The 18,974-nt window shown below is 58.0% G+C and carries 21 protein-coding genes and 1 tRNA gene; 13 read left to right on the forward strand and 9 right to left on the reverse strand.

Annotation, left to right across the window (positions count from 1 at the left end):
* Nucleotides 1-5 precede the first annotated feature (5 nt).
* Genes ACVWYU_RS07280 through ACVWYU_RS07290 form a run of 3 tightly spaced genes read left to right on the forward strand, consistent with a single transcriptional unit; the run spans nt 6 to nt 1,881 of the window.
* Nucleotides 6-968: an alpha/beta hydrolase family protein gene (locus tag ACVWYU_RS07280; RefSeq protein WP_247256667.1), complete on the forward strand. Its 963-nt coding sequence runs from the start codon at nt 6-8 to the stop codon at nt 966-968.
* Between the two features lie 37 nt (nt 969-1,005).
* Nucleotides 1,006-1,422, forward strand: a complete 417-nt coding sequence (locus ACVWYU_RS07285; RefSeq protein ID WP_090327975.1) for a hypothetical protein — start codon at nt 1,006-1,008, stop codon at nt 1,420-1,422.
* A 6-nt stretch (nt 1,423-1,428) separates the two neighbouring features.
* Nucleotides 1,429-1,881: a hypothetical protein gene (locus tag ACVWYU_RS07290; RefSeq protein ID WP_457372326.1), complete on the forward strand. Its 453-nt coding sequence runs from the start codon at nt 1,429-1,431 to the stop codon at nt 1,879-1,881.
* 87 nt (nt 1,882-1,968) lie between these two features.
* Here the strand turns inward: ACVWYU_RS07290 and gabP are convergent, their stop codons facing one another.
* Nucleotides 1,969-3,360, reverse strand: coding sequence for a GABA permease (gene gabP, locus ACVWYU_RS07295; RefSeq protein ID WP_090327969.1), 1,392 nt, complete (start codon nt 3,358-3,360; stop codon nt 1,969-1,971).
* Nucleotides 3,361-3,924: 564 nt separating this feature from the next.
* Here gabP and ACVWYU_RS07300 point away from each other — a divergent pair.
* From ACVWYU_RS07300 to ACVWYU_RS07345, 10 genes are all read left to right on the forward strand, one after another.
* On the forward strand, nt 3,925-4,698 hold the full coding sequence (locus ACVWYU_RS07300) for an ABC transporter ATP-binding protein (protein ID WP_007972784.1): 774 nt from the start codon (nt 3,925-3,927) through the stop codon (nt 4,696-4,698).
* Nucleotides 4,699-4,711: 13 nt separating this feature from the next.
* Nucleotides 4,712-5,458: an ABC transporter substrate-binding protein gene (locus tag ACVWYU_RS07305; RefSeq protein WP_090327967.1), complete on the forward strand. Its 747-nt coding sequence runs from the start codon at nt 4,712-4,714 to the stop codon at nt 5,456-5,458.
* Between the two features lie 78 nt (nt 5,459-5,536).
* Nucleotides 5,537-6,232 (forward strand): ABC transporter permease, encoded by a 696-nt coding sequence (locus ACVWYU_RS07310; protein ID WP_047536288.1) that lies wholly within the window; start codon nt 5,537-5,539, stop codon nt 6,230-6,232.
* On the forward strand, nt 6,229-6,918 hold the full coding sequence (locus ACVWYU_RS07315) for an ABC transporter permease (protein WP_457372327.1): 690 nt from the start codon (nt 6,229-6,231) through the stop codon (nt 6,916-6,918). Before ACVWYU_RS07310 ends, ACVWYU_RS07315 begins: the two co-directional genes overlap by 4 nt.
* Complete coding sequence (locus ACVWYU_RS07320; RefSeq protein WP_457372328.1) at nt 6,899-8,128, forward strand: methyltransferase; 1,230 nt, start codon at nt 6,899-6,901, stop codon at nt 8,126-8,128. Before ACVWYU_RS07315 ends, ACVWYU_RS07320 begins: the two co-directional genes overlap by 20 nt.
* A 299-nt stretch (nt 8,129-8,427) precedes the next feature.
* Nucleotides 8,428-9,669, forward strand: coding sequence for a nucleoside deaminase (locus ACVWYU_RS07325; protein ID WP_457372329.1), 1,242 nt, complete (start codon nt 8,428-8,430; stop codon nt 9,667-9,669).
* 130 nt (nt 9,670-9,799) lie between these two features.
* Nucleotides 9,800-9,875: transfer RNA gene (locus tag ACVWYU_RS07330), tRNA-Thr, on the forward strand.
* A gap of 248 nt (nt 9,876-10,123) precedes the next feature.
* Entirely contained in the window at nt 10,124-10,360 is a 237-nt protein-coding gene (locus tag ACVWYU_RS07335) for a colicin E3/pyocin S6 family cytotoxin (protein WP_457372330.1), read from the forward strand.
* Between the two features lie 11 nt (nt 10,361-10,371).
* Nucleotides 10,372-10,683: a hypothetical protein gene (locus tag ACVWYU_RS07340; protein ID WP_457372331.1), complete on the forward strand. Its 312-nt coding sequence runs from the start codon at nt 10,372-10,374 to the stop codon at nt 10,681-10,683.
* A gap of 17 nt (nt 10,684-10,700) precedes the next feature.
* Complete coding sequence (locus tag ACVWYU_RS07345; RefSeq protein ID WP_457372332.1) at nt 10,701-11,609, forward strand: ImmA/IrrE family metallo-endopeptidase; 909 nt, start codon at nt 10,701-10,703, stop codon at nt 11,607-11,609.
* 141 nt (nt 11,610-11,750) lie between these two features.
* On the opposite strand, the gene ACVWYU_RS07350 is transcribed toward ACVWYU_RS07345, so the two are convergent.
* The 8 genes from ACVWYU_RS07350 to aguA all read right to left on the reverse strand — a co-directional run bounded on the left by ACVWYU_RS07350 (nt 11,751) and on the right by aguA (nt 18,972).
* Nucleotides 11,751-12,461, reverse strand: coding sequence for an SDR family NAD(P)-dependent oxidoreductase (locus ACVWYU_RS07350; RefSeq protein WP_130208476.1), 711 nt, complete (start codon nt 12,459-12,461; stop codon nt 11,751-11,753).
* A gap of 43 nt (nt 12,462-12,504) precedes the next feature.
* The gene (locus ACVWYU_RS07355) at nt 12,505-13,161 is read right to left on the reverse strand and encodes a DsbA family oxidoreductase (RefSeq protein WP_457372333.1); all 657 of its coding nucleotides are present in this window, start codon (nt 13,159-13,161) and stop codon (nt 12,505-12,507) included.
* Complete coding sequence (locus tag ACVWYU_RS07360) at nt 13,158-13,376, reverse strand: tautomerase family protein (RefSeq protein ID WP_247256674.1); 219 nt, start codon at nt 13,374-13,376, stop codon at nt 13,158-13,160. The genes ACVWYU_RS07355 and ACVWYU_RS07360 overlap by 4 nt, the downstream gene beginning before the upstream one ends.
* A 174-nt stretch (nt 13,377-13,550) precedes the next feature.
* A complete protein-coding gene (fic, locus tag ACVWYU_RS07365) occupies nt 13,551-14,675 on the reverse strand; it encodes a protein adenylyltransferase Fic (protein ID WP_457372334.1) in 1,125 nt (374 codons plus the stop codon).
* A 272-nt stretch (nt 14,676-14,947) separates the two neighbouring features.
* Entirely contained in the window at nt 14,948-16,234 is a 1,287-nt protein-coding gene (locus tag ACVWYU_RS07370; protein ID WP_390958155.1) for an OprD family porin, read from the reverse strand.
* A gap of 258 nt (nt 16,235-16,492) precedes the next feature.
* Nucleotides 16,493-17,164 (reverse strand): DsbA family protein, encoded by a 672-nt coding sequence (locus ACVWYU_RS07375; RefSeq protein ID WP_457372335.1) that lies wholly within the window; start codon nt 17,162-17,164, stop codon nt 16,493-16,495.
* A 241-nt stretch (nt 17,165-17,405) separates the two neighbouring features.
* Entirely contained in the window at nt 17,406-17,618 is a 213-nt protein-coding gene (locus ACVWYU_RS07380; RefSeq protein ID WP_090327941.1) for a hypothetical protein, read from the reverse strand.
* Nucleotides 17,619-17,865: 247 nt separating this feature from the next.
* Complete coding sequence (aguA, locus tag ACVWYU_RS07385; protein WP_090327937.1) at nt 17,866-18,972, reverse strand: agmatine deiminase; 1,107 nt, start codon at nt 18,970-18,972, stop codon at nt 17,866-17,868.
* Nucleotides 18,973-18,974 lie beyond the last annotated feature (2 nt).

The raw sequence follows: 18,974 nt of genomic DNA on the forward strand, positions 1-18,974 counted from the left end.
CACCGATGAACTTGCAGGAAACCCCACCTCTAGCGCCCACTCAGATCGAACTGCCGCTGGCGGGTGACGCCCTTGGCGAACCCTTCAAGGAGGTCGCGGCAGACGGCTTCGCACTGGGAGGTTTCAGCTGGCGGCATGCTGCCAAGGACACTCAGCGCCCGGTCGTCATCATCAATGCCGCCACCTCGGTGCGCTGCCGTCACTACTCACGCTTCGCGGACTACCTGTTTGCCAATGACTTTGACGTGATCACCTACGACTACCGCGGCATCGGTGAATCGCGCCCGACGTCACTGAAAGGATTGAAGGCCTCTTGGTCCGACTGGGGCGCCCTGGATTTCGAAGCGATGCTCAAGCGCGCACAGCGTGAGTTTCCCGATCAGCCGATCGATGTGGTCGGCCACAGCTTTGGAGGCTGTGCAGCGGGCCTGGGAGCGTCGGGACGGCTTATCCGCCGCATGGTGACGGTTGGCGCGCAATTCGCGTACTGGCGCGACTATGCACCCTCACATCGCTGGCGGATGCTTGGCAAGTGGCATGTGGTGATGCCGTTGCTCACGATGATTTACGGTTACTTTCCCGGCAAGCGCCTTGGCTGGCTGGAAGACACCCCCGCCGGGGTGGTCCGTGACTGGAGTACGCCCACCGCTCGTTACGAGAAGCGCCCCAGCGGCCGGGACCTCCACACAAGACACTTCGCCGCCGTCACCGCAAAAGCCCTGGCCATCAGTATCAGCGACGATCCCTATGGCACGATTCCCGCCATCGAACGCCTGCTCAACTACTTCACCCACAGCAACAACACTCACCTGCGCATTGCACCCGAAGACATCGGCGAAAAAGAAGTTGGCCATTTCGCCTTTTTTCGCAGCGCATACCAAGCCACACTATGGCCCATCGCATTGTCCTGGCTGCAAAACGGCGAGCTGGCCCCCGGCACACCCGGGCGGACGGTGCCACGCAGCTGAACCAGCCGCCCTTTCAACGAATTACGGAACGACGCCCATGGCCTCCGCCAACAAGCAGCAAAAACGCGCCTCCCGCGCCAAGGCCAAGGCCAAGCAAAACCGCACTCAACGGGCCGCCGCGCCGGTCGAGCTGGACCCGAACGACGACCGCATCGACTTCGAATCGGTGGACCTGACCGAACTGTTCAAGAAAATGATCGACGCACAAAAGATCAGCCAGCAAGCCATGTGCGCGGCCTTCCTCGAGGACCCGTTGCTGGAGTTGGTATACGAGCAGGAAGGCGAGGAAGGCGCGATGGATTTCATCCTCGCGGCGCTGATCGAGTATCGCCAATGGTCCGCCGACACCGACGAAGCCGGTGCCCTGGCATGGATCGAATCCCCGGCCTTCCAGGCTGACTACGTGGCGGCGTCCGACGCCATCGCGGCCCAAACCCAACAGAAACCGAACTGAGTTCCCATGGCCTCCCTGAACAAGCAACAGAAACGCGCCAAACGCGCAAAAGCCAAAGCCAGACAGATCAACATCCACGGCCGAAAACCCGCCGCGCAGGACGCTGACCTGGGCGAAATGGGCGAGCCGATCCCGGAATACACCCTGGCGATGTTCAGCAAGATGCGCGACGCGGAAGCCATCGGTCGCAATGACATGCTGCTGACCCTGCTGACCGACCTCGCCGGGATCATCAACGACCACCCAGAGCTGCTGGACATGGAAAACGCCGACAACGAAGCCATGGCCGCTACCCACCTGGCCGCCGACATGCTGATCGACTATCGCATGTGGGCTGACGGCATGGACCGCGACACCGCCCAGGCCTGGCTGACCGACTCGCAGTTCATCACCGACTTCGGCGATGCACTCGACAGCTATCGCCAGACGCTGGAAGCGCAGGAAGACAAAAGCGAGTAACGATTTCAACGCAAACAAAAACGGCCGCTTGTCATCGCTGACAGCGGCCGTTTTTCATTTCAACAACGTCTGGCGTGAGTCAGGGACTCAGCGCGCAACCGCCCCGATCATCTTCTCGTTACGACGACGGCGAGCAACCAGCAAGCCGGCCGCTACCACCATGATACCGAGCAGACCGGTCGCGAGGATTTCCACACGATGGGCCTCCTGGAACAGCATGATGGTCAGGGCGCCGACGATGAACACGATCACCGCGTAGGTCAGGCCCGGGAACAGCCACATGCTGAAGACGATTTTCTCGCCGCGAGCCATACGCTGTTTGCGCATGCGCAGTTGCGAGACCGCAATCACCAGGTACACGAGCAGTGCAATGGCACCGGAGCTGGCCAGCAGGAATTCGAATACCGCCGCCGGGGCCACGTAGTTGGCGAATGTCGCCAGGAACGCAGCACCTGTGGACAACATCACCGCCCAGTATGGCGTGCCGCTGCTGTTGGTACGGGTGGACATGGCCGGTGCATCACCGCGCTTGCCCAGGGAGAACAACATGCGCGACGAGGTGTAGAGCGCCGAGTTCAGGCAGCTGGTCACGGCGACCAGTACCACGATATCAACAATCATTTTGGCATTCGGAATGCCCATGCGCTCAAGCACGGTCTGGTAGGAACCGAGGCTGGCCAGTACCGGATCGTTCCATGGCACCAGGGCCACAACGATGAAGATCGATACGAGGTAGAACAAGCCGATCCGCCAGATCACCGAGTTGGTGGCCTTGGAGATTTGCTTGCCAGGGTTCTTCGATTCCGCGGCCGCGATGGTCACGATTTCGGTACCCATGAAGGAGAACATGGTGGTCAGGATCGCGCCCAACACAGCGCCCATGCCGTTTGGCAGGAAGCCCTGTGTGTCGAACAGGTGCGAAACGCCGCTGACCTGGCTGCCAGGCAGGAAGCCGAAGATCGCCAGCACGCCGAGCACGATGAAACCGATGATCGCCAGGACCTTGACCAGGGCGAACCAGAATTCGAACTCGCCATAGTTCTTCACGCTGAACAGGTTGGTTACCGTCAGCAACATCGTGATCACCAAGGCAAAGGCCCAGATAGCCACGTTAGGGAACCAGGCATGCAGGATGGTCGCGGCGGCGTTGGCCTCCAGCGGGATGACGAGCACCCAGAACCACCAGTACAACCAGCCGATGGTGAAACCGGCCCAGTGACCGATCGCGCGATCGGCGTACGTCGAGAAGGAACCTGTGTCCGGCGAAGCAACGGCCATCTCGCCGAGCATGCGCATGACCAACACCACCAGCATACCGGCGGCGGCGTAAGCCAACAGTACAGCCGGGCCTGCGGCGGCAATTGCGTGACCCGAGCCGACGAACAGGCCGGCACCGATAACCCCGGCAATCGACAGCATGGTCACATGACGCGGTTTGAGCCCCTGTTCGAGGCCATTAGAGCTTTGGGTACTGCTCATTGAAACTACCTTTGTAAGGAGAAGCGAATACGTTCACCCGCTCGGTGTTCCTCTTTGTAAAAAGAAACAAACGGGGCGTTCCGGAATCTGCACGCAATAATTGCGCCAAAATGTTTCAAAACCGTCTACCCCGGCGATTTCAACCTGACCGGACAGTCATCGCAAGCCATTGATATTAATGGCACTTTGCCAGAACGTTACCCTGCGACTCACTTCAAGTGACGATCCCGCGCACCGGAAACACACCCAAAAATGGCTCGACGCACGATAAAAGTGCAGTTCGGCCACCTTTGGCCTGTTTACGCTTCCAACCCCCCGCCAAAGCTGGCAACATCGCGCCCTTTTTTAGAACGGCCGCCTGGCTTTTTATCCGGAAGCAGGGTTCAAACGACTGTTCGGTTGTTGACGGGGCGACAGTCTGCTGTGCCGATGCGACAACCTGCCACATGCCACCCGTTTACTGCCCGTAGCGCTGTTGGCTGCCTTGGAAACGCTATGCTAGCTTGGCCGCCTCGCCAGTAAGGCCGCCAACAGCAGGAGCGCAAAACACAATGAGGAACGCACATGGCTGAGGCCACGCCCGCGCTTGAAATCCGCAACCTGCACAAACGCTACGGCTCGCTGGAGGTGCTCAAAGGCATCTCGCTGACCGCCCGCGACGGCGATGTGATCTCGATCCTGGGTTCTTCCGGCTCCGGCAAGTCCACGTTCCTGCGCTGCATCAACCTGCTGGAAAACCCGCATCAGGGCCAGATCCTGGTCGCCGGCGAGGAGCTCAAGCTCAAAGCCGCCAAGAATGGTGAACTGGTCGCTGCCGACGGCAAGCAGATCAATCGCCTGCGCAGCGAAATTGGTTTTGTGTTTCAAAACTTTAATCTGTGGCCGCACATGAGCGTGCTCGACAACATCATCGAAGCACCGCGCCGCGTGCTCGGCCAGAGCAAGGCCGAAGCCATCGAAGTGGCCGAAGCCTTGCTGGCCAAGGTTGGTATCGCCGACAAGCGCCATGCCTACCCCGCACAACTGTCCGGTGGTCAACAACAGCGCGCGGCCATCGCCCGCACCCTGGCCATGCAGCCCAAAGTCATCCTGTTCGACGAGCCCACCTCCGCCCTTGACCCGGAAATGGTCCAGGAAGTACTTAATGTCATCCGCGCACTGGCCGAAGAAGGCCGCACCATGCTGCTGGTGACCCATGAAATGGGCTTCGCCCGTCAGGTTTCCAGCGAAGTGGTGTTCCTGCACCAGGGCCTGGTAGAAGAGCAAGGATCGCCACAGCAGGTGTTTGAAAACCCGCTTTCGGCACGCTGCAAACAATTCATGTCCAGCAACCGCTAACGGAGCTACCCGCATGCAGAACTTCAAAAAAATCTTCCTGGCCGCCGCCGTCACCCTGGCCTTCAGCGCCGGTGCCATGGCCGAAACCCTGAAGATGGGCATCGAAGCGGCCTACCCGCCGTTCAACAACAAAGATGCCAGTGGCAACGTGGTCGGCTTCGACAAGGAAATCGGCGACGCCCTGTGCGCCAAGATGAAAGTCGAATGCACCGTCGTGACTTCCGACTGGGACGGCATCATTCCGGCCCTGAACGCCAAGAAGTTCGACTTCCTGATCTCTTCGATGTCGATCACCAACGAGCGCAAGCAAGCGGTGGACTTCACCGACCCGTACTACTCCAACAAGCTGCAATTCATCGCGCCAAAAGACAAAGAGTTCAAGACCGACAAGGCGTCCCTGCAAGGCAAAGTGATCGGCGCACAACGTGCGACCCTCGCCGGCACCTGGTTGGAAGACAACATGCCGGGCGTTGAAGTCAAACTCTACGACACCCAGGAAAACGCCTACCTCGACCTGACTTCCGGTCGCCTGGACGGCATCCTGGCGGACAAATACGTCAACTACGAGTGGCTCAAAAGCGACGCTGGCCGCGCCTACGAATTCAAGGGCGATCCGGTGGAAGAAAGCGACAAGATCGGTATCGCCGTGCGCAAGAACGATCCGATCCGCGAAAAGCTGAACGCCGCGCTCAAAGAAATCGTTGCTGACGGTACCTACAAGAAAATCAACGACAAGTACTTCCCGTTCAGCATCTATTGATCCTGACCTGCCGGACCGGTGCCGCCTGCTGACGGCGCCGGTCCCCGGCCTTGCCTGCCGCGATTTGAAAAGAAATCCATGATTATCGACCTCTACGGATTCGGCCCGGCGCTCGCCGCTGGCGCGCTGATGACTGTGAAACTGGCGCTCTCAGCCCTGTGCCTGGGACTGGTACTCGGTCTGCTCGGCGCCTTGGCCAAGACTTCCCCGTACAAGCCGTTGCAATGGCTTGGCGGCACCTATTCGACCCTGGTTCGCGGAATTCCGGAACTGCTCTGGGTCCTGCTGATCTACTTCGGCACCGTCAACCTGATGCGCGCCCTGGGCGAGTTCTTCGGCAACCCCGACCTGGAACTCAATGCCTTCGCCGCCGGCGTCATCGCCCTGGGCCTGTGCTTCGGCGCCTACGCCACGGAAGTGTTTCGCGGCGCGATCCTCGCCATCCCAAAAGGCCATCGTGAAGCCGGTGTGGCGCTGGGCCTGTCGAAATGGCGCATCTTCACCAAGTTGATCATGCCGCAGATGTGGCGCATCGCCCTGCCCGGCCTGGGCAACCTGTTCATGATCCTGATGAAGGACACCGCACTGGTGTCGGTGATCGGCCTGGAGGAAATCATGCGTCACGCGCAAATCGGCGTGACCGTGTCCAAGCAACCGTTCACCTTCTATATGGTCGCTGCATTCATGTACCTGAGCCTGACGATCCTGGCCATGACCGGCATGCACTTCCTGGAAAAACGCGCCGCTCGCGGCTTCGCGAGGAGCGCCCAATGAACTGGGAAATCATCATCAAGTGGCTGCCGAAACTGGCCCAGGGCGCAACCCTGACCCTGGAGCTGGTGGCCATCGCCGTGATCGCCGGCCTGCTGCTGGCGATTCCCCTGGGCATTGCTCGCTCGTCACGCCTGTGGTGGGTGCGGGCATTTCCCTACGGCTACATCTTCTTTTTCCGTGGCACGCCGTTGCTGGTTCAACTGTTCCTCGTCTACTACGGCCTGGCGCAGTTCGACATCATCCGTAACAGCTCGATGTGGCCGTACCTGCGCGATCCGTTCTGGTGCGCCACCGCGACCATGACCCTGCACACCGCGGCCTACATCGCCGAGATCCTGCGCGGCGCGATTCAGGCGATTCCGCCGGGCGAGATCGAAGCGGCGCGAGCCCTGGGCATGTCCAAGGCCAAGGCGCTGATCTACATCATGCTGCCCCGCGCCGCGCGCATCGGCCTGCCGGCCTATAGCAACGAAGTGATCCTGATGCTCAAGGCCAGCGCCCTGGCCAGCACCGTGACCCTGCTGGAGCTGACCGGCATGGCCCGCACCATCATTGCCCGGACCTACCTGCCGGTGGAGATCTTCTTCGCCGCCGGCATGTTCTACCTGCTGATGGCGTATGTGCTGGTGCGCGGCTTCAAGCTGCTGGAGTGCTGGTTGCGCGTCGATGCCTGCCAAGGGCGTTGATGCCCACGTGTTGACGGGCGAGTCCCTGCTCGCCCGCTTCACCGCGCTGGATGCTTTTCTGACACGGCACCAGGCGCTGTGGAAGCCTCGACCGTTCACCCATCTGCAGCTTCCCTGGGAAACGGCCTACCCCGAATTGGCCGCCTGGCTACGTGGCCGATCACTCGAAGACGCAGAGAACGCCCACAACCAACCTGCCCTGCTGGACGCGCCGGAACCTTTTGCTTCCTTGGCGGCGCTGTCTCTTGAATTGGCGGCCGTGGGTGAATTGCCGGCGCATGCACTGGAGGCTGCGGGGCATCGTCTGAACGTGGATGTGCCGGGTCGCAAGTGGCAGCAGATTGAAGCCTTCGCCAGTCGATTGCAGTTTGCCCATGTGCCGACGCATTGGCTGGACTGGTGCTCGGGCAAGGGGCACCTGGGGCGTCGGTTGCTGCATGCCGGTCAACAACTGACCTGCCTGGAATACGACCCGGCGCTGGTTGCCAGCGGACAGGCCCTCAGCCAACGCCATGGACTGCATGCGCTGCATATCGAGCAAGATGTGCTCACGGCGGATACCGCTACGCTATTGACCGCTGACCACACACCGGTAGCCCTGCACGCCTGTGGCGATCTGCACGTGCAACTGATCCATCTGGCCAGCGCAGCGGGCTGCAAACAACTCGCCATCGCACCTTGCTGCTATAACCGAATCAGTCTTCCCCAGTACTCACCGATATCTTCGGCCGCCAGGAACTCCGATCTACAGCTGTCTATCGACGATCTCGCACTGCCGATGAGCGAAACCGTGACCGCGGGTGCGCGCGTCCGCCGTCAGCGCGACACTTCCATGGCCCGGCGACTGGCCTTCGACCTGCTGCAACGCCAGCTGCGTGGCGTGGATGAGTACCTGCCAACGCCGTCCCTGCCAAGCGCCTGGCTGGACAGGACCTTCGCCGAGTACTGCCAGCATCTGGGCGGACTCAAGGACTTATCCACAATCGGCCCGCAAGATTGGGCGGCACTGGAAGCCAGCGGTTGGCAGCGCCTGGCGCAAGTGCGCAATCTGGAGCTGTTGCGTGGCCTTTTCCGACGCCCACTGGAGCTTTGGCTGGTACTCGATCGGGCGCTTTTCCTGTTCGAACAGGGCTACACCGTTCGCCTCGGCACCTTCTGTGAAACCCCGCTGACGCCACGCAATTTCCTGCTATTGGCACAACGCCTCTAATGATGCGCAGCCTGTGGATAACTCTGTTGATGAAAATATCGTGGATCCAACATTTACAGCTGTTTCAGGGGTGAAACGATACTGTTCAGATTTCGTACACTTGAATAAAAAACCTGAAAAACAGTGATTTGCGTGCCAGATGAGAACGAGTCCACAAATTCACGCACGATTGCGTGCGCCGACAACCACGTTGTGCATAAGCGTTAAACCAAAAGAACATAAACGACGCTGAAAACCTCAACTATCTTTGCCCAGCGTCAGAATTGTCTGGCGATCAGGAAGCAAGGAGCTGAGAAACCATGAGCACACTGAACAATGCGCAGGAAGCCGTCGATGCCGTTGCCAACCAAGCCATTGAAGCTGCATTGCAGCAAACCTTCGCGGTGGGTGGCGCCCTCATCAACAACGCAACAGGACAAGTGATTGCCGCGCTGCACAACAACGTATTGATGCCGTTCCCCCGCGGTGGCACGACTTACTTCCTGCCCCACGACCCTACCGCCCACGGCGAACGACAACTGGTGGACTGGTATTACGAAAACGCTTCGCCACTGAAGCTGCCACCGCCCAACCAACTGACCGTCGTGACTACGCTGGACCCCTGCGCCATGTGCGCCGGCTCGCTCCTGACCGCAGGATTCAATGTTGCCGTCAGTGCGATCGATGACTACGCGGGCATCAACTACAACAGCCAATTCACCTTTCCGTCGCTACCACCGCAAATTCGCCAGCAAGCGCAGAACACCTGGGGTTACTACGCGATTGCAGCACCTGTCAGCCGGGCCTATCAGGGGTCAACCAGCCCCGTGTTCGGTGGCCAGTCCATCGACTCGGCAGCGTATTTCCTCACCAGCTCGATCTTCTCTGCCAGCGTCAACACAGTGCGGGAGGCCAGCAACAACAGTGGATTACCGCCAGACCAGCTGAAAAATCCGTCCACGCTTCCAGCCAACAGCAAAGTGCGCCAGGCCCTCACTGCACTCAGCCCCTTTGCCCTGACCGTGCAATCAGCGAACCCGCGCGACCCCGGCGCAGAACTCGCCCCTGCACTGGTCAAAACCGCGCAGCAAAGTCCGGTGTTCAATTCGGTGGCGCTCATCGACCCGTTCGGCAATTTGCTGGTGTGCCTGGGAGGCCTCGAGAACCAGTCGCCGATTCGTACAGCGTTCATGGAAACGACCCGCAACTACGCGGTCATGCGCTGGACCCTGATGAATGACCCGGATCCGGCCGTTCGCGCTCAAGCCGAGCAATACCTGACCCATCCGAAGTACGGCACCTTCGTCTTTCTGTATGCTCCCGACCCCACCACCCCACAGGCAGTGATGACCTTCGGTGCATACGGTTCGACCATGGAAGGCCCCGTGCCGCAGAGCTATCCGTCCAACCTGCAATACGTGCTGTTGCCGGGCAACACCACGGCTCAAGCGTTGTCGACACTGGCCCAGAACCTGCCGCCGTTCTACACCCAAAGCGTGCAGGTAGCGCCCGCTCAAGTGCTGAGCCAAGACCTGATCAACGCCGTCAAGAACAGCGTTTGACACCGCCAGACAATCCCGCCGCCCGACCCTGTGGAAGAATCCGCAGGGCCGGACTGACACCTGCGCAAAAATAGTCTGAATTCAGGGGTTTACAGAACCAACCCAATCGCTATAATCGTCGCCCTGACACGCCGGTATAGCTCAGATGGTAGAGCAACTGACTTGTAATCAGTAGGTCCCGGGTTCGATTCCTGGTGCCGGCACCATACGCAACACAAAAGAGGCTCACCGAAAGGTGGGCCTTTTTTATTTATGGCTGTAATCTGACTCCTGACTGTAGGAGCAGGCCTTGGTTTGCGATCTCCCACCTTCCGTCTCCTATGACCTGCAAATCGGCAGATACGTCCGGACACGTATCACTCCCTGCCGATAGCTGCCCCTCGCCAAAGTGTTCGTTAAAGTAAGCACCCAATCGGCATCAGCACCTGCCGAATATCACGACAAGGAATTGTGAATGGGTGGTAAGCCGAAACCCGACCCCTCTATTGTTAGCGGCTTCAGGGTCGCGTTTGTAGAAGGCCAGAGAAAATATTATTTTGATGCGGTTGAGCAGCGTTATTACTCATGGGACTCCCTCCACGGTGAGTTTGAAGTATTTGACCGTCGTGGCTTCCATCTGGGTTCAGTCTGCCCAACCACGGGCGTTACATTGAAGCCTGCCGTACGCGGCCGCAGAATCAACCCGAATTGAGGGGGAAGCATATGAGTTTTATCGACGCTTGCCTGCGAGGCGACGTACTAGAAGAAGAGATTGAGCAGTTCGTTGAAAATTGGCACGAAGGTCGCCAAGGTAAAGATCTTGAACTGCACGACTACCTTGGCATGCAGTGGAGCGAATATCAGTTGTGGTCTACAACACCCTCTGTGCTGCCATTCATTTTGACTGCGCATAAGCGTGGCACAACACTGCAAGAAGAATTGAGCCGCAGCCGTACCGCCATGGCGGCCAGGGCATCTTCGGTGGCCGAAGCTGCAAAGGTCGAAGCCTGGTTACGTAGCATGGGCAAAATCTAGTGACCCCTGAAGAAAGAATGGCCAATCGTGTGTTGGCCATCAATAAACTCACGCCACCTTACGACCTGGAACAACTTGCACGACAGTACGGTGACCTTGAGTTTCACGATTTTCCATTCGCCGTGGACGGGATAACGATAGGAATTGGAGGGGAGGCCAGGCCAAAGATTCTTATTAACGTCACGATCCCAGTCACCCGACGGAAATTTACACTGGCCCACGAGATTGGGCACATCGTCATCCCTTGGCATACCGGTACAATCGTTACCCATATCGACCCTGGAGAAGTGGATTTTGCCTATATGCAAATGGAAGCAGAGGCGAACCGGTTTGCTGCCGAGTTACTCATGCCCACTGACTGGCTAGACGAAGAATTCAAGCACGCCACCACAGTAGAAAGTTATTTACGCTCAGTGCTTTCCAAGGTCGGTGCCTCCAAGGAAGCGACGTTCTACAAAGTCTTTCGAAACCTAGCCGCCCCAGTCGTCTGCATTCAAGTGGATAGCCTTTCCCGCTTGGTGAATGCCCAACGATCACCTACCGCACCATATACACCGGCTCGAGACACACCGATTAGCCGTGAGACATTTCACACAGATAATCGGTTTGAAAGCTTCGAGATTGATGGCCAACAATATTTGAGCTGGGTTTTCGTTGGACGAGATATAGAAGAGGTCGACCAACGACCATGGCGCGATGTGTTTTCAGAAATACTTGACGATACCGGTATGAGAGAACGCCTCCAGAGTATAAACGCCATCCTGGCGGCCTCTTTCAACAAAAACAGAACGCGCAGTGAAGCTGAAATCTGCGGGGCAATCATTCGTGCATTTGTTGACCGTGGAGACTATCGCTGTGTATTTCAGCACTCGCTTTTTGAGCAATACGTTATTAAGAGAGTGAAAGAGTTGAAGCAGCGTACTTGAGGCTTTGGGAAACTTATTAACATAATGATCACGTTTAATAATTTAAGTGCTTGATTCGACTCTTAGTGCCGCACCATACAAAACAAAGCCCCTGCAGAAATGCAGGGGCTTTGTTGTTTCTACCGCTTAAAAACCCGGCTCTTAGTGACCCGCGCTCTGACCACCATCGACGTGCAGGATTTCGCCGGTGACAAACTTGGCGCCGTCCAGGTACACGACCGCCTGTGCAATGTCATCGATCTCGCCCATATGCCCGACCGGGTGCAAGGCGCCCAGTGCGGCGTGGGTTTCTTCGCCGTGCATCGGGGTCTTGATGATGCCTGGCGACACTGCGTTCACCCGAATGCCCCGCTTGGCGTACTCGATGGCCAGGGATTTGGTGGCCGCGTTCAGGCCGCCTTTGGTCAGCGAAGCCAGTACCGATGGCACGCCGTCGATGGCGTGGTCCACCAGGCTGGTGGTGATGTTGACGACGTGGCCGCTGCCGTTTTTCTCCATCTCGGCGATGGCCAGCTGGGTGATGTAGAAGAAACCGTTGAGGTTTACCGACAACACGTTGGCGTAGTCTTCAGCGGTGTACGCGGTGAACGGCTTGGCGATGAAGATCCCGGCGTTGTTGACCAGGGTATCGATACGACCAAAACGTGCGATCGCTTCACGGATGACGCGCTGTGCGGTAGCCGGTTCGCCGATGTCGCCGGCCACGGTGAGAATGTCAGGATCGGTCGATGGCTTGATCGAACGCGAAGTGGCGACGATCCGGTAACCGAGTTCACGGAAGGCCTTGACCATGCCGTCGCCGAGACCTTGGGATGCGCCAGTGATGACAACGACTTTTTTCGAATTGCTCATGATGAACCTCTACTGATAAATGATGATTTGAAAAAGTAAGTAATCAGGCTTCGGCGGAGGCCGACGCCATTTGTCGCAACATCTGCTCGTAGTACTCGACCGACTGCGAACCGGACACCAGGTGACGGCCGTTCAGCACCATCGCCGGGACTGAATTGATGCCGCGCTGCTGGTAAAACGCTTCAAGTTCACGCACCTCGGCGGCGTACGCGCCAGACGCCAACACCTCGCGTGCCTGTTCCTGGTCCAGCCCGGCTTCTGCCGCCAACCGCGCCAGCGTCTGCTGATCACTCGGGTTCTGGCCTTCGCTGAAGTAAGCGCGAAGCAGGATCTTCTTCAGCGCCACCTGACGCCCTTGCTCCAATGCCCAAAGCAGCAAGCGGTGAGCGTCGAAGGTGTTGTAGAAGTGGGTGCGCTTTTCCAGGTCGAACTTGAAGCCGATGGCATTGCCGCGTTCGATCTGCATCGCTTTGCCATTGGCGACGTCCTGGGCGGTACGACCGTATTTGCGCATCAGGTGCTCGACGGCTTTCTCGCCTTCGGCCGGCATGTTCGGGTTCAGCTCGAAAGGCTTGTAAGTCAGCTCGACCGAAACCTCGCCCGCCACGTTCTCGATGGCCTGCTCCAGCGCCGTCGCCCCCAGTGCGCACCATGGGCACACCACGTCGGAGACGAAATCGATGGTCACCGACGGCGTCACGACTGCGCCTCTTCCGCCAGTTGCTTGCGGTACTGAGTGGTGGTGATCCCGGCGTAACCCCAGTTATCGGTGTCGACTTCTTCGATCACGATGTGGGTCAGGTCTGGACGCTTGTTGAGGACACGTTCCAGTGTTTCAGTGATTTCCGCGATCACCTGAGCTTTCTGCTCAGTGGTCACGCCATCGCGGGTGATGCGCACGCTTACGAAAGGCATTGAGGAATCTCCAGTGACCTTCCCGTCGGGATGATGGGAGAGGCGTTGGAGCTCAATGTATGGAGTTCGCTGGAGGGGATAAAGGTGGGAACGGGAACATCATTAATTACTTGGTGTAACTATTTTGACGTGAAAAAGCCTCGAATCACTCGGGGCTTTTTGGTTCACGCGCTGTTAACCAACGTAAGGTTTTAATTCGTTGCTGTCGCGGATAAGCAATTGCATCAATTTGGGATGGATAAAAAGCTTCTCCTTACCCACCTGCATCTCCTCGAGCACCCCTATGGAAACCAAGTCCTTGAGGTGACGTGACGCAGCCTGCCGTTGAGCAACTTTCTTGTCGACCACGTTACTGATGCGGCAGTAGGGCTGTTCGAAAATCACGTCGACCAATTCGCGTGAATAGGTCTTCGGTAGCTGATCACGCACGAATTGAGTGGTGTGTTCGGACAACGCGCGAATCGCGGCAATCTTGGCAGTCGTCCAGCGAGCGGTTTCTTCTACGGCGCTCAACATGAACAACAACCATGGCTCCCATGCCTGTTGGGTCGTCACCTCTAGCAGGAGCCGATAGTAATCGGCACGTTGGGCAATAATGTAGCGACTGAGGTAAAGGATTGGCAGATTCAGCAGGCCCTCTTGAATCAAAAACAAGGTATTGATGACCCTTCCGGTATGGCCATTGCCGTCGACAAAAGGGTGAATCGCCTCAAATTGATAATGCCCGACCGCCATGCGCACGAGAGGGTCGAGATCCGTTTCGTTGTGCAGAAAGCGTTCCCAGTTTGCGAGAAGTTCGCGCAGGTGCTCTTCCCCTTCGGGCGGCGTATAGATGACTTCACCCGTCCGGTCATTCGCAAGCTGCGTACCAGGTGTGCGGCGGATATCCAGCTTCGCACCCTTCAGCGTTCGGCAGATTTCCACAGCGGTGTTGGTAGAAAGTGGTCGTTCAGTCAGGGACTGGAACCCTTGATTCAGCGCTGTACGGTAGCGCAACGCCTCTTTGGTCGCTGGGTCAGCATGGTTTTCAGCGTCCTGAGCATGCTGGAACAGCAAGTCCGTGGTTGTGACGATGCTTTCTATTTCCGAGCTAGCCTTGGCTTCCAGCAACGGAATGGTATTGATCAGAACTGTCTGGTTAGGAATCAACTCCGCTGCCTGTTTCAATTCGGCCAGGGCGGTCCGTGCCTCAATGCATTTTTTGAGGACTGCGCGTGTTTCCAGCTCGATTCCTGGTGGTAATAGCGGCAATTGGTTGTATGGCCTGTCAGCGTGCCATGACAGCAGAGGTTCGCTCATGAAAGGAATCCTGATCGATTTGTTTGTTTTCTGAGCAGATATCGGCCCACTCATGTCGCGAGTGTAAACATGAGGCCATAACGTGTCGCAATTTTTCACTTTTTGCGACACGTTTTTGGAATATGTCGCCGCCGACGACATGTTCCTAACACATGTTCCCAAAATCGAGTTTCGGCGACATGAGCTCATGAAAAACACAAAAAAGCCCCGAACCAGTCGGGGCTTCTCTTTGCGCTCAGCCTCCAATCAGGCCTCGATACCGCAATCGATCATCAGAAAATGTTGATCGGGTAATCCACGAACACACGCACTTCGTTACCGCTGACGTTGTACTCGCTCGACTTCTGCGAAACACGCAGGACAGAACTGCGCAGCTTCACGCTCAGGTCTTTGGCCGGGCCGCTTTGGACGACGTACTTGAACTGGTTGAAGATTTCGCGCTCGGTGCCGTCTGTGCTGGTGGAGGTGGTGATGTTGTCACCGCGCACGTAGGCGACGTTGTAGCTCAGGCCGGGAACGCCGAAGGCGCTGAAGTCCAGGCCGTAGCCCAGTTGCCAGCTGCGTTCGTCTTCGGCGTTGAAGTCGGACCAGTAGGAGTTGGCCAGGTAGATGGTATTGCCGCCGTCGCCGACGCGACCCTGGTCTTTCTGATAGCCGCCGTAGGCGTAGCCCAGGTTGCTATCGCCGGTGCTGCGCTGGTGGGCGATGGTGAAGGAGTGCGGGCCGGTGACGAAGGTGGCGGCCAGGCTCCAGATCTTGTTGTCGTCGCCGGTGATACCGTTTTCACGGACGTAGGCGTCGTCCAGCTTGGTGCGGTAGCCGTTGAAGTCCAGGGTCAGCGCCTGATCCTTGTCGATCGGGAACACGTAGTTGGCGTTCACGTATTGCTTCTTCAGCACGTCTTCGACGTCGGACGCGTACAGCGCGCCTTTGAATTGTTCGGTGAACTGGTAGCTACCGCCCAACACGTTGATCGACTTCAGGCCACCGCTGTCACGGCCTTCAGCGCTTTTACGCGATTCGGCGGTGAAACGACCGGCGTTCAGTTCCAGGCCTTTGATCTCCTTGGAGGTGATCAATGTGCCGGTGTAGCTTTCTGGCAGCAGGCGCGAGTTGTCGTAGCTCAACACCGGCAGGGCCGGCATCTGGTCGCCGTAGGTCAGCGTGGTGCTGGACAGGCGGAATTTGACCGCTGCGCCACCCTTGGACAGGTCATCAGCCGGTTGGCCGCTGTCACCCTTTTTGAAAAAGTCGATACCTTGGGCGCCACTACGGCTTTCGCTGCGCTCCAGGTTGAGTGCGTAAAGGCCGAAAGCATCCACACCCACACCCACGGTGCCTTGGGTGAAGCCGGACGAGAACGTGCCGATGGCCGCTTGGCCCCACTCGGATTTATCCGGGTTGCCGTCTTTGTAATCACGGTTCATGTAGGCATTGCGCAACAGCACCTTGAGGCTGCTGTCTTCAACAAATCCCTTGGATTCGGCCTGGTCGTTAGCCATGGCCTGTGAAGCGCTCAAAATCCCCAGAGCGATCAGGCTGATTCGCTTGTTCAACATGTTGTTTTCCTTATTACCAGTGGGTACGCGCTGTGTCGAACGGCTGAAATGGCACTCTTGCGCTCTTTTTTCATCCCGCAAACAAAAAGGCCCGCCCACGATGACTCGCGGCAGGCCTTTTTATTATTTGGGATCGTGGCGGTCAGCCACAGGCGTTGGGCCGAATCGTAGCTGCGGCCTCAACGATGTGTCAATTTCATGAATCGTCGGTCATCAGGCGAAAATTGTCTGAAAAATGGCTTTGCCTGGCAGAAAACATCAAATGGCGCAGCCATCGATTCCGCAGGCTTGCATGGATACGGACGACACTGATGCGGGAAGTGCCTGACGCAACCAGTCCGCAAAGTCCTGCGGCTTGCCGAGCCATGGGCCGATATCGATAAGGGTGATTCGGCCATCCTGCTCCAGGGCAAACGTCGGAAAGCCCTGCCCGCCCACGGTTGCCAACAGCGCACGACTGTCCTTGATGTGACGCTCCGTGGGCGCCCCGGCGAATGCCATTTCGAAGGCTTGGGGATCGAGGCCGATGTCTTGCGCCAGTTCTGACAACACCGCGTGATCGGCAATCCGTCGTCCTTCCACGTAATGAGCGCGCTGTAAACGCGCCAACAACTCCAGGCCGCGCCCGGCCACTTTTTCGGCGGCCAACACCGCGGCGATCGGTGGGGCAGAGTCGAACACGGCGGTGTGATCTCGCAGCAGACCTTCAAAGTACGCCTCGCCGAATGGTTGCCCGGTGTACTCGGCGATACGCCGGTCATGGGGCATGACGTAGTTGCGCAGTTGCGGCGAAACGCTCTGGCGATTGGCGCCGGTCATCATGCCGCCACCATGGGCGATCACCGGCAGCACGCTGCGGGCAGCCTGAACCAGCGGTTCGGCGCCGTAACACCAGCCGCAAAGCGGGTCGTAAATGTAATGAAGAATCATGGGCAAGGCTCCGGCAAACAATCGGGGAATTTCAATGCCGGCAGACTAACGCCCCACCTGTTTCGGAAAAACGCCGGAATGGCTTTCAGACTGTTTCTTGAATCGGTCGAATCATGTGAGGGACGACTCCGCGGGCAAGCTTGCTCCCCCAAGCGTCGGCAGCGATGACAAAAACTTCGTCCATAAAAAAACGCTGCCATCCCGGCAGCGTTTTTCGTTTATCAATCCGTTGTTTTTCTTCTTATCCTTCCATCACATCCCACAACGCATCCAGCTCCGCTTCGCTGAACAAGCCAGCGGGGTAGCGCTCGATCATCATCCGGCGCGGATCACTTTCTGCGATCTGACGCGTTCCATTGGACTTGAACCAGTGCGCCAGGATCTGGAGCGATTCGCCGTTTACCGCCAGGGGATGCAACGTGCGCTCGCTCACCACATTCACTTCGGCGTTCATTTCTGCGCTCTCTCCTGGTTTGTGAGCGGCCTGACTTTATCCAAGGTTTATGACAGAACAACTAAGTTCTCCCCCTCCCTGCATTACACCGTCACAGATACAAGAGCTATGCCAAGGTATGCGAACAGTCGACAGGCGGATACAAAAAAGCCCGCAGTCCTGAAGGACTGCGGGCTTGCCGTGAAGTTGGGCACGAAAACGTTTGCCAGAATGAATTCGCAATCAACTCAAGCTGTTACAACTGCACTCACTCTTTGTGCGGCGCTGGCTGTTGTTGGGTAAGGCAGTGGATGTTACCGCCGCCCAGTAACAGTTCACGGCCAGGCACCATCACCACTTCGTGTTGCGGGAACAGGTTCTGCAGGATTTCCTTTGCTGGCGCATCCAACGGGTCGTCGAAGCTTGGGGCAATGATGCCGCCGTTGACGATCAGGAAGTTCACGTAGGAACCGGCCAGACGAACGCTCGGGTTGCGCTCTTGAGTGCCATCCACCGGATCGACACCGGCGCATTCTTCTTCCGTGGCGTACAGCGGCCCCGGAATCGGCATTTTGTGCACCGTGAACGGGCGGCCTTTGGCGTCGGTGCTACTTTGCAGCACTTTCATCGCGGCCTGGCAACGCGGGTAGTTCGGGTCCTGCGGATCATCGGTCCAGGCCAGCAGCACTTCACCCGGACGCACGTAGCAGCAGAAGTTATCCACATGGCCGTCGGTTTCGTCGTTGAACAGACCGTCCGGCAGCCAGATGATTTTATCCACAGCCAGGTGTGCGCTGAGCACCGCTTCGATTTCAGCGCGGTTCATGTGCGGATTTCGATTGCGATTAAGCAGGCATTCTTCGGTGGTGATCAGCGTGCCTTCGCCATCAACGTGGATCGAACCGCCTTCAAGCACGAAGCCTTCAGTGCGATAGCGCGGGCTGCGCTCGATCTCGAGGATCTTGCCGCCCACTTGCGAGTCACGGTTCCACGGCGAATACAGACCGCCGTCGAAACCGCCCCAGGCATTGAAATCCCAGTTCACGCCACGGACTTCGCCATTGTTATTGATGACGAACGTCGGGCCGGTATCCCGAACCCAGGCGTCGTCGCTGGACATCTCCACAACGCGGATATTCGGCACGTCCAGGCGGGCACGGGCGTTCTCGTACTGGCCGGCGGAAACGGCCACTGTGACCGGTTCAAAACGGGCAATGGCCTTGGCCACCGCCACGTGCGCGGCTTGCGCCGGTTTGCCGCCCAGGCGCCAGTTGTCCGGACGCTCGGGCCATACCATCCAGGTCTGGGTTTGTGGTGCCCACTCGGCCGGCATGTAAAAGCCGTCGGCGCGAGGGGTGCTATTCAATGTGGTCATGT

Source organism: Pseudomonas sp. TE12234 (assembly GCF_054061835.1).

Excerpts from the sequence above, each read along its gene's own strand:
- ACVWYU_RS07280 (WP_247256667.1), top strand. The coding sequence starts at position 6 with ATGAACTTGCAGGAAACCCCACCTCTAGCGCCCACTCAGATCGAACTG.
- ACVWYU_RS07285 (WP_090327975.1), top strand. The coding sequence starts at position 1,006 with ATGGCCTCCGCCAACAAGCAGCAAAAACGCGCCTCCCGCGCCAAGGCC.
- ACVWYU_RS07290 (WP_457372326.1), top strand. The coding sequence starts at position 1,429 with ATGGCCTCCCTGAACAAGCAACAGAAACGCGCCAAACGCGCAAAAGCC.
- gabP (WP_090327969.1), bottom strand. The coding sequence starts at position 3,360 with ATGAGCAGTACCCAAAGCTCTAATGGCCTCGAACAGGGGCTCAAACCG.
- ACVWYU_RS07300 (WP_007972784.1), top strand. The coding sequence starts at position 3,925 with ATGGCTGAGGCCACGCCCGCGCTTGAAATCCGCAACCTGCACAAACGC.
- ACVWYU_RS07305 (WP_090327967.1), top strand. The coding sequence starts at position 4,712 with ATGCAGAACTTCAAAAAAATCTTCCTGGCCGCCGCCGTCACCCTGGCC.
- ACVWYU_RS07310 (WP_047536288.1), top strand. The coding sequence starts at position 5,537 with ATGATTATCGACCTCTACGGATTCGGCCCGGCGCTCGCCGCTGGCGCG.
- ACVWYU_RS07315 (WP_457372327.1), top strand. The coding sequence starts at position 6,229 with ATGAACTGGGAAATCATCATCAAGTGGCTGCCGAAACTGGCCCAGGGC.
- ACVWYU_RS07320 (WP_457372328.1), top strand. The coding sequence starts at position 6,899 with ATGCCTGCCAAGGGCGTTGATGCCCACGTGTTGACGGGCGAGTCCCTG.
- ACVWYU_RS07325 (WP_457372329.1), top strand. The coding sequence starts at position 8,428 with ATGAGCACACTGAACAATGCGCAGGAAGCCGTCGATGCCGTTGCCAAC.
- ACVWYU_RS07335 (WP_457372330.1), top strand. The coding sequence starts at position 10,124 with ATGGGTGGTAAGCCGAAACCCGACCCCTCTATTGTTAGCGGCTTCAGG.
- ACVWYU_RS07340 (WP_457372331.1), top strand. The coding sequence starts at position 10,372 with ATGAGTTTTATCGACGCTTGCCTGCGAGGCGACGTACTAGAAGAAGAG.
- ACVWYU_RS07345 (WP_457372332.1), top strand. The coding sequence starts at position 10,701 with ATGGCCAATCGTGTGTTGGCCATCAATAAACTCACGCCACCTTACGAC.
- ACVWYU_RS07350 (WP_130208476.1), bottom strand. The coding sequence starts at position 12,461 with ATGAGCAATTCGAAAAAAGTCGTTGTCATCACTGGCGCATCCCAAGGT.
- ACVWYU_RS07360 (WP_247256674.1), bottom strand. The coding sequence starts at position 13,376 with ATGCCTTTCGTAAGCGTGCGCATCACCCGCGATGGCGTGACCACTGAG.
- fic (WP_457372334.1), bottom strand. The coding sequence starts at position 14,675 with ATGAGCGAACCTCTGCTGTCATGGCACGCTGACAGGCCATACAACCAA.
- ACVWYU_RS07370 (WP_390958155.1), bottom strand. The coding sequence starts at position 16,234 with ATGTTGAACAAGCGAATCAGCCTGATCGCTCTGGGGATTTTGAGCGCT.
- ACVWYU_RS07375 (WP_457372335.1), bottom strand. The coding sequence starts at position 17,164 with ATGATTCTTCATTACATTTACGACCCGCTTTGCGGCTGGTGTTACGGC.
- ACVWYU_RS07380 (WP_090327941.1), bottom strand. The coding sequence starts at position 17,618 with ATGAACGCCGAAGTGAATGTGGTGAGCGAGCGCACGTTGCATCCCCTG.
- aguA (WP_090327937.1), bottom strand. The coding sequence starts at position 18,972 with ATGACCACATTGAATAGCACCCCTCGCGCCGACGGCTTTTACATGCCG.